Below are 8,380 nucleotides of genomic sequence, written 5' to 3'. Positions count from 1 at the left end.
CGCCCCCCCCAGGGAGTGCTCGCCCGGGGGCGGGGAGGCCCCGCGTACGCGGGCGCGCGCCGCGCGGGGCGTGCTCGCACGTACGCAGACGTGCGCCGCACGGGGCGCGCTCGCCCGGAGGTGGGAAGGCCCGCGTACGCAGGGTCGCACCCCTCGCGACGTGCCCTCGCGGAGGGTTTCCCGCTCACCGGGAATCGGGGCTCCCTCGGGGGCCGGGGCGCGGCCTAGCCTCGCCGGACAGTCAGCCCCACCGCCCCCAGGAGGGACCCCTCATGCTCACGGACCGCCAGCGACACGAGGCGGCCGAGCTGTTGCGCTCCGCCGAGCTCGGTGTCACGCCCGTCGCCCCGCTGAGCGAGGCGTACCCCGGGATCGACACCGAGGACGCGTACGAGATCCAGCTCGTCAACATCCGGCGGCGGCTCGCGGCCGGCGCCGAGGTGCGCGGCCACAAGGTCGGCCTGTCCTCACCGGTCATGCAGCGGATGATGGGCGTCGACGAACCGGACTACGGACACCTGCTCCACGACATGGAGCTGCCCCCCGGCGTCCCGGTCCCCGTCGCCCGCTACTGCCACCCCCGCGTCGAGGTCGAGGTCGGCTTCGTCCTCGGCGACGACCTGCCGGGGGAGGGCTGCACCCCGCGGGACGTGTTCGCGGCGACCGAACGGGTCGTGCCCGCCCTGGAACTCATCGACAGCCGGATCCGCGACTGGCGGATCACGATCGCCGACACCATCGCCGACAACGCCTCCTCCGCCGGCTTCGTGATCGGGGAGGGCCGCTCCCCCCGCGGCCTCGACCTCGGGGCGATCGAGGCCCGGCTGACGGACGGCGACGGCGAACTCCTCGCCGAGGGCCGCGGCGACGCCGTCCTCGGCGACCCGGCCGTCTCCGTCGCCTGGCTCGCCCGCACCGTCGCCCGCTTCGGCGTCCCCCTGCGGAAGGGGCACCTGGTGCTGCCCGGCTCGTGCACCCGGGCCGTCGACGTCGAGCCCGGCGCGACCTGCACCGCCGACTTCACCGGGCTCGGCCCGGTCTCCCTCTCCTTCACCTGAGGTGATGATGACCCGCAAGACCAAGGCGACCGCCGCCATCGTCGGCTCCGGAAACATCGGCACCGACCTGCTGTACAAGCTGCTGCGCTCCGAGCTCGTCGAACCCCGCTGGATGGTCGGCGTCGACCCCGAGAGCGACGGCCTCGCCCGCGCCCGCCGGCTGGGCCTGGAGGTCACCCACGAGGGCGTCGACCGGCTGCTCGCCCAGGACGAGAGGCCCGACCTCGTCTTCGAGGCCACCAGCGCGTACGTCCACCGCGCCAACGCCCCCCGCTATGCCGAGCTCGGCATCAGGGCGATCGACCTCACCCCGGCCGCCGTCGGCCCGGCCGTCGTCCCGCCCGCCAACCTCCGCGCCCATCTCGACCAGCCCAACGTCAACATGATCACCTGCGGCGGCCAGGCCACCATCCCCATGGTGTACGCCGTCTCCCGCGTCGTCCCGGTGGCCTACGCCGAGATCGTCGCCTCGGTCGCCTCCGTCTCCGCCGGCCCCGGAACCCGCGCCAACATCGACGAGTTCACCCGCACCACCGCCCGCGGCATCGAGACCATCGGCGGCGCCGCGCGCGGCAAGGCGATCATCATCCTCAACCCCGCCGACCCGCCCGTGATCATGCGCGACACCGTCTTCTGCGCCATCCCCGAGGACGCCGACCGCGCCGCCGTCGCGCTCTCCGTGAAGGAGGTCGCCGAGCAGGTCGCCGCGTACGTCCCCGGCTACCGGCTGCGCGGCGAGCCGCAGTTCGACGACCCGAGCCCCGAGAACGGCGGCATGGCGCGCGTCGCGATCTTCCTGGAGGTCGAGGGCGCGGGCGACTACCTCCCGCCGTACGCCGGGAACCTCGACATCATGACCGCCGCCGCCACGAAGGTCGGCGAGGAGTTCGCCCGGGCGCTCCTCGCCCCCGGCGCCTAAGGAGCCCCAGCCATGTCCCCCACCCCGTACTCGGACACCCTCGACATCCGCGTCACCGACTCCTCGCTGCGCGACGGCTCGCACGCCAAGCGCCACCAGTTCACCGCCGAGGACGTGCGGTCCGTCGTCGCCGCCCTCGACGACGCCGGCGTCCCCGTCATCGAGGTCGCCCACGGCGACGGCCTCGGCGGCTCCTCGTTCACCTACGGCTTCTCGAAGACCCCCGAACAGGAGCTGATCAAGGTCGCCGTGGAGACGGCGCGGCGGGCCCGGATCGCCTTCCTCATGCTCCCCGGACTCGGCGTCAAGGACGACATCCGGGCCGCCCACGGCAACGGCGCCGACGTCTGCCGGATCGCCACCCACTGCACCGAGGCCGACATCGCCGTCCAGCACTTCGGACTCGCCCGCGAGATCGGCCTGGAGACCGTCGGCTTCCTGATGATGGCCCACTCCACCACCCCCGAGAACCTGGCCCGCCAGGCCCGGATCATGGCCGACGCCGGCTGCCAGTGCGTGTACGTCGTCGACTCCGCCGGCGCCATGGTCATGGACGACGTCACCGACCGCGTCCAGGCCCTCGTCGCCGAACTCGGCACCGACGCCCAGGTCGGCTTCCACGGCCACGAGAACCTCGCCCTCGGCACCGGCAACTCGGTCGCCGCCGTCAAGGCCGGCGCCCTTCAGATCGACGGCTCCACCCGCCGGCTCGGCGCGGGCGCCGGCAACACTGCCGTCGAGGCCTTCGTCGCCGTCTGCGCCAAGATGGGCATCCGCACCGGCATCGACGTCCTGAAGATCATCGACGCGGCCGAGGACGTCGTCCGCCCCGTCATGGACGAGGAGTGCCGGCTCGACCGGCTCGCCCTGCTCATGGGCCACGCCGGCGTCTACTCCAGCTTCCTCAAGCACGCCTACCGGCAGGCCGAGCGGTACGGCGTCCCCGGCGCCGAGATCCTGCTGCGGGCCGGCGAACGGCGCCTGGTCGGCGGCCAGGAGGACCAGCTCATCGACATCGCCCTCGAACTCGCCGCCGCCCGGAACTGAACCCACCACACCCGAGGAGAACGTGATGACTGCTCTCGACGACGAGGCCCGGGTCATCGAAGCCGGCCGCCCGCCCGCCCGCTTCGCGCGCGGCTGGCACTGCCTCGGCCTCGCCGAGACCTTCAAGGACGGCGCGCCGCACGAGATCGAGGCGTTCGGCACCAAGCTCGTGGTCTTCCAGGGCCAGGACGACGGCGCCCTCCACGTCCTCAACGCCCACTGCCCCCACATGGGCGGCAACCTCGCCCACGGCACCGTCAAGGGCGACGCCGTCGCCTGCCCCTTCCACGACTGGCGCTGGTCGGGCGACGGCCGCTGCGCCGGCATCCCGTACGCCCGCCGGGTCCCGCCGCGCGCCCGCACCCGCGCCTGGACCGCCCTGGAGCGCAACCGGCAGCTCTTCGTCTGGCACGACCCCGAGGGCAACCCGCCGCCCCCCGAGGTCACCGTCCCCGAGCTCGACGGCGTCCACGGCCCCGAGGCGGACCAGTGGAGCGACTGGAACTGGAAGACCCTCCGGGTGGAGGGCTCGAACTGCCGCGAGATCGTCGACAACGTCGTCGACATGGCCCACTTCTACTACGTGCACTACGCCTTCCCCGAGTACTTCAAGAACGTCTTCGAGGGCCACGTCGCCACCCAGTACATGGAGAGCAGCCCCCGCGGCGACATGGAACTCGGCACCCTCAGCTCCGGCCGGCTGCGCTCCGACGCCTCCTACTACGGCCCCTCCTACATGATCGACCACCTCTACAGCGACGTCGGCGGCGGCCTGGAGATGGAGATCGTCCTCATCAACTGCCACTACCCGATCGACGCCGACAGCTTCATGCTCCAGTACGGCGCCATCGTGAAGCGGCTGCCCGGCATGACCGACGAGCAGGCCGCCGAGGCCGCCGCGGCCACCGCCGAGGGCGCCACCGTCGGCTTCGAGCAGGACGTCGAGATCTGGCGGAACAAGACCCGCATCGACAACCCGCTGCTCACCGAGGAGGACGGCCCCGTCTACCAACTGCGGCGCTGGTACGAGCAGTTCTACGTCGACGTCGCCGACGTCAAGGACGAGATGACCCGCCGCTTCGAGTTCGAGGTCGACACCCGGCGGGCCAACGCCGCCTGGCGCGCGGAGGTCGACGAGAACCTGGCCCGCCGCGCGGCGGCGGAGACCGAAGCCGGAGCCCCCTGACATGCGGACCGTCCAGTGCCTGGCCTGCGGAAACCGGGTCCTCTGCGAGAAGTTCTCCCCCGCTCACACCTCCGTCCAGTGGACCGCCGACGCGGCCGTCGCCTGCGCCGAGTTCCGCGACCGGGTCGGCCAGGGCGCGGCCAGCGCCCGGATCCGGACCTGCCGGGCCCTGCGGTCCAGCATCGAGCAGGCCGTCGCCGACGGCACCCTGGAGGTCGACGATGTCCGTGTCGACGTCTGAGCCGGCGCCCCCGGCCGCCACCGGGACCCGCACCCACCGGCTGCGGATCGTCGAGGTCGTCGCCGAGACGCCCGACGCCCGCAGCCTGGTCCTCCGGCCCGCGCCGGAGAGCGCGGACCGCTTCGCCCACCGCCCCGGGCAGTTCCTCACCCTGAGGCTGCCCGGCCCGGACGGCGGGCCCGTCGCCCGCTGCTACTCCCTGGCCAGCTCGCCGCACACCGGCGAGCCGCTCAAGGTCACCGTCAAACGGGTGGCCGGCGGCTACGGCTCCAACTGGGTCTGCGACCACCTGGCCGTGGGCGACGAGGTGGAGGCGCTGCCCCCGGCCGGCACCTTCACCCCGGACTCGCTCGACCAGGACCTGCTGCTCGTCGCCGGCGGCAGCGGCATCACCCCGGTCCTGTCGATCGCCAAGTCGGTCCTCGCGGCGGGCCGCGGCCGGGTCACCCTGCTGTACGCCAACCGGGACGAGACCTCGGTCATCTTCCGCGACGAGCTGCGCGCCCTCGCCGAGGCCCACCCCGAGCGGTTCCTGGTGCTCCACTGGCTGGAATCGCTCCAGGGCCTGCCGGTGCCGGACCGGCTCGCCGCCGCACTCGTGCCGTACGCCGGCCGGGAGGCGTTCGTCTGCGGCCCCGGCCCGCTCATGGACGCCGTCGAGCAGGCGCTGCGCACGCTCGGCGCACCGGGCGAACGCATCCACCGGGAGCGGTACTTCTCCCTGTCCGGGGACGTCTTCGACGCCCCCGACCCGGTCGCCGCACCGGACGGGAGCGGCGGCGAGGTGACCGTCGAACTCGACGGCGAGACCCGGACGGTCGCCTGGCCGCCGGGCGCCCCGCTGCTCGACGCGCTCCTCGCGGCCGGGGTGGACGCCCCGTACTCCTGCCGCGAGGGCGCGTGCAGCGCCTGCACCTGCCGGGTCGTCGCGGGCCGGGTGGAGATGACCCGCAACGAGGTCCTGGACGACCGGGACCTCGCCGAGGGATACGTCCTCGCCTGCCAGGCCCGCCCGCTCACCGACCGGGTCGCGATCACCTACTCCTGACGTCCGCCCCCTCCGACGAGGAGACCCGCCATGCCCCGTACGTACCTGGTCACCGGAGCCGCCTCCGGCATCGGCGCCGCCACCACGGCCCTCCTGCGGGAGCGCGGCCACACGGTCCTCGCCGCCGACCTGGAGGACGGCGACATCCGCGCCGACCTGTCCACCCCCGAAGGCCGGACCGCGCTCGTCGCCCGCGCCGGCGAACTCACCGGCGGCCGGCTCGACGCCGTCGTCTCCTGCGCGGGCGTCGCCCACTTCGACCCGCTCACCATCCGGGTCAACCACTTCGGCGCCGTCGCCACCCTCGACGGACTGCGCCCGCTGCTCGCCGCCGGCACCCACCCGAGGGCGCTCGTCGTCGGCTCCATCGACTCCGTCCACCCCACCGACCCCGCCGTGCTCGCCGCCGCGGACGCGGACGACGAGGACGCCGCCGTGGCCGCCGCCCGCGCGGCCGTCGACCGCGGCGAGGGCCACCTCGTCTACTCCTCCTCCAAGGCCGCCGTCTCCCGCTGGGTCCGCCGCACCGCCCCCGGCGCCGCCTGGGCCGGCGCCGGCATCCCGCTCAACGCGGTCGCCCCCGGCGTGGTCCTCACCCCGCTGACCCGGCCCCTCCTCGACGACCCGGACACCCGCGCCCTCGTCGAGCGGGCCGTCCCCATGCCGCTGCACGGCCACTCCCGGCCCGCGCAGCTCGCCCCGCTCATCGCCTGGCTCACCTCGCCCGAGAACACCCTCGTCACCGGCCAGGTCGTCTTCGCGGACGGCGGCGCCGACGCCGTCCTGCGCGGCGACCGCACCTGGTGACCCCAGCCGCCCCGACGGAGGCCCCGTGCACCCCCGCACCCTCGAACGCTCGCTCGTGATCGCCGCCGCCCCCGACGCCGTCTGGGCGCTCGCGGGCGGCTTCGCCACCCTCGCCGACTGGCACCCGCACGTCCCGCCGGCCATCCTGGAGGACGACGCCGACCCCGAACTCCCCGGCACCGTCCGGGTGTTCACCCTGGACGGGACGGTCGTCGCCCGCGAGCGGCTGCTCGCCCACGAACCGGGAGCCCGCCGCTACTCGTACACGCTGCTCGACCCGCTCGCCCTGCCCGTCGAGGCGTACGTGGCCACGCTCGCCGTCCATCCGCACCCCGACGGCGCCGAGGTCCGCTGGTCCGCCGCCTACCGCGCCCCGGACGCGCTCGTGCCGCAGGTCGAGGCGGCCTTCGGCGACGGCGTCTACGCCACCGGCCTCGCCGCCCTCCGGGAACGCCTCACATCCATTCGCTGAACCGCAGCCAGGTCATCATGTTGTCCATCGACGGCTGCGGCACGCCCGCAGCCGCCAGCGCCCCGGCCGGCCGCTCGCGCTGCTCGCTGCGGCGGCCCGGGCCGAACATCGACTGCCACACCGAGCGGGCGCAGCCCCGCACCGCGGGCGCGATCCGCTCCAGCTCCCGGTGCACGCCGTGGCCGCACACCGAGACCGCGGCCACGGCGCGGCCCGCGCCGCCCCCCGGGGCCCCCCCCCCGGGCGGGGGCCCCCACCCCGGTTTGTGCTGTAAGCGGTTGACGCGATGCGCGGACCCACGCGGTTCGCGGTTCGCGGTTCGCGGTTCACGCGACGCGCGGTCCGCTTTCCACGCGGTCCGCGCGGTCCGCGGTTCGTGCAGTTCGAAGAAAGGCAGAGAAATATATGTCCCGTAGGCCCCGGAAGCCGGGCAAGCGCGTTTCGGCAGCCTCGGCTCCGGCCTCGTCCCCGGCCTCGTCCGGCGAGTTCCGGATGCCGGAGAGCGCGACGCCCGCGCTCCCCGCCGTGGACGACTTCGCCGGCCTGGACATGCCCGCGGGGCTCCTGGCGACGCTCACCGCCCAGGGCGTGACCACGCCCTTCCCCATCCAGGGCGCCACCCTGCCCGACTCGCTCGCCGGCCGTGACGTGCTGGCACGGGGGCGGACGGGCTCCGGCAAGACCCTCGCCTTCGGTCTGGCGCTGCTGGCCCGTACGTCCGGACTGCGCGCACAGCCGAAGGCCCCGCTCGCGCTGGTGCTGGTGCCGACCCGCGAGCTGGCGCAGCAGGTCACGGACTCCCTGGCGCCGTACGCGACCGCGGTGAACGTGCGGCTCGCCACCGTCGTCGGCGGGCTGTCGATCACCAAGCAGGCCGCCACGCTGCGGCGCGGCGCCGAGGTCGTCGTGGCGAGCCCCGGCCGGCTGAACGACCTGGTCGAGCGGGGCGACTGCGTCCTCGACGACGTCCGCATCACGGTGCTGGACGAGGCCGACCAGATGACCGACATGGGCTTCCTGCCGCAGATCACCAAGCTGATCAAGCAGGTGCGGCCGGACGGGCAGCGGATGCTCTTCTCCGCCACCCTGGACCGCAACATCGACCAGCTGGTCAAGCGCTTCCTGACCGACCCCGTGGTGCACTCCGTGGACCCGTCCGCCGGTGCGGTGACCACGATGGAGCACCACGTCCTCCACGTGCAGGACGCGACCGACAAGAAGGCCGTCACCACCCGCATCGCGGCCCGTGACGGCCGGGTCATCCTCTTCCTCGACACCAAGCGGTCGGCGGACCGGCTCGCCAAGCGGCTCCTGTCCGTCGGTGTCCGCGCGGCGGCCCTGCACGGCGGCCGGACCCAGCCGCAGCGGAACCGGACCCTGGAGCAGTTCAAGACCGGCCAGGTCACCGCGCTGGTGGCGACGAACGTCGCGGCCCGCGGCATCCACATCGACGACCTCGACCTCGTCGTGAACGTCGACCCGCCGGCCGACCACAAGGACTACCTCCACCGCGGCGGCCGCACCGCCCGGGCCGGCGGCTCCGGCAGCGTCGTGACGCTGGTGCTGCCCGAGCAGAAGCACGAGGTCAGCAAGCTCATGAAG

10 protein-coding genes are annotated in these 8,380 nt (G+C 74.1%); 9 read left to right on the top strand and 1 reads right to left on the bottom strand.

Going from position 1 to position 8,380, the window contains the following annotated elements:
* The first annotated feature begins 272 nt into the window (after positions 1 to 272).
* The 8 genes from ACFW1I_RS37190 to ACFW1I_RS37155 are packed head-to-tail and all read left to right on the top strand — an operon-like array spanning position 273 to position 6,778.
* Positions 273 to 1,058, top strand: a complete 786-nt coding sequence (locus ACFW1I_RS37190) for a 2-keto-4-pentenoate hydratase (protein ID WP_384678354.1) — start codon at positions 273 to 275, stop codon at positions 1,056 to 1,058.
* Between the two features lie 7 nt (positions 1,059 to 1,065).
* Positions 1,066 to 1,977: an acetaldehyde dehydrogenase (acetylating) gene (locus ACFW1I_RS37185; protein WP_384678356.1), complete on the top strand. Its 912-nt coding sequence runs from the start codon at positions 1,066 to 1,068 to the stop codon at positions 1,975 to 1,977.
* A gap of 12 nt (positions 1,978 to 1,989) precedes the next feature.
* Entirely contained in the window at positions 1,990 to 3,024 is a 1,035-nt protein-coding gene (dmpG, locus tag ACFW1I_RS37180; RefSeq protein WP_384678352.1) for a 4-hydroxy-2-oxovalerate aldolase, read from the top strand.
* Between the two features lie 25 nt (positions 3,025 to 3,049).
* Positions 3,050 to 4,210 carry a Rieske 2Fe-2S domain-containing protein gene (locus ACFW1I_RS37175; RefSeq protein ID WP_384678350.1) on the top strand — a complete coding sequence of 387 codons (1,161 nt, stop codon included), beginning with the start codon at positions 3,050 to 3,052 and terminating at the stop codon, positions 4,208 to 4,210.
* A 1-nt stretch (position 4,211) separates the two neighbouring features.
* Positions 4,212 to 4,451, top strand: a complete 240-nt coding sequence (locus tag ACFW1I_RS37170; protein WP_384678348.1) for a hypothetical protein — start codon at positions 4,212 to 4,214, stop codon at positions 4,449 to 4,451.
* Positions 4,432 to 5,499 carry a 2Fe-2S iron-sulfur cluster-binding protein gene (locus ACFW1I_RS37165; RefSeq protein WP_384678346.1) on the top strand — a complete coding sequence of 356 codons (1,068 nt, stop codon included), beginning with the start codon at positions 4,432 to 4,434 and terminating at the stop codon, positions 5,497 to 5,499. Before ACFW1I_RS37170 ends, ACFW1I_RS37165 begins: the two co-directional genes overlap by 20 nt.
* Positions 5,500 to 5,529: 30 nt before the next feature.
* Complete coding sequence (locus tag ACFW1I_RS37160) at positions 5,530 to 6,306, top strand: SDR family oxidoreductase (RefSeq protein ID WP_384678344.1); 777 nt, start codon at positions 5,530 to 5,532, stop codon at positions 6,304 to 6,306.
* A 25-nt stretch (positions 6,307 to 6,331) separates the two neighbouring features.
* On the top strand, positions 6,332 to 6,778 hold the full coding sequence (locus ACFW1I_RS37155) for an SRPBCC family protein (RefSeq protein ID WP_384678342.1): 447 nt from the start codon (positions 6,332 to 6,334) through the stop codon (positions 6,776 to 6,778).
* Here the strand turns inward: ACFW1I_RS37155 and ACFW1I_RS37150 are convergent.
* A complete protein-coding gene (locus ACFW1I_RS37150; RefSeq protein WP_384678340.1) occupies positions 6,762 to 6,983 on the bottom strand; it encodes a hypothetical protein in 222 nt (73 codons plus the stop codon). The genes ACFW1I_RS37155 and ACFW1I_RS37150 overlap by 17 nt on opposite strands.
* A gap of 287 nt (positions 6,984 to 7,270) precedes the next feature.
* Here ACFW1I_RS37150 and ACFW1I_RS37145 point away from each other — a divergent pair.
* On the top strand, positions 7,271 to 8,380 hold a 1,110-nt coding region (locus ACFW1I_RS37145), incomplete at its 3' end, for a DEAD/DEAH box helicase (RefSeq protein ID WP_384678338.1).

It is taken from the genome of Streptomyces sp. NPDC058955, from assembly GCF_042741435.1.
Lineage (GTDB): Bacteria > Actinomycetota > Actinomycetes > Streptomycetales > Streptomycetaceae > Streptomyces.
Note: the sequence above shows the minus strand (reverse complement) of the source record. Positions and strands in the feature narration are given on the sequence as shown.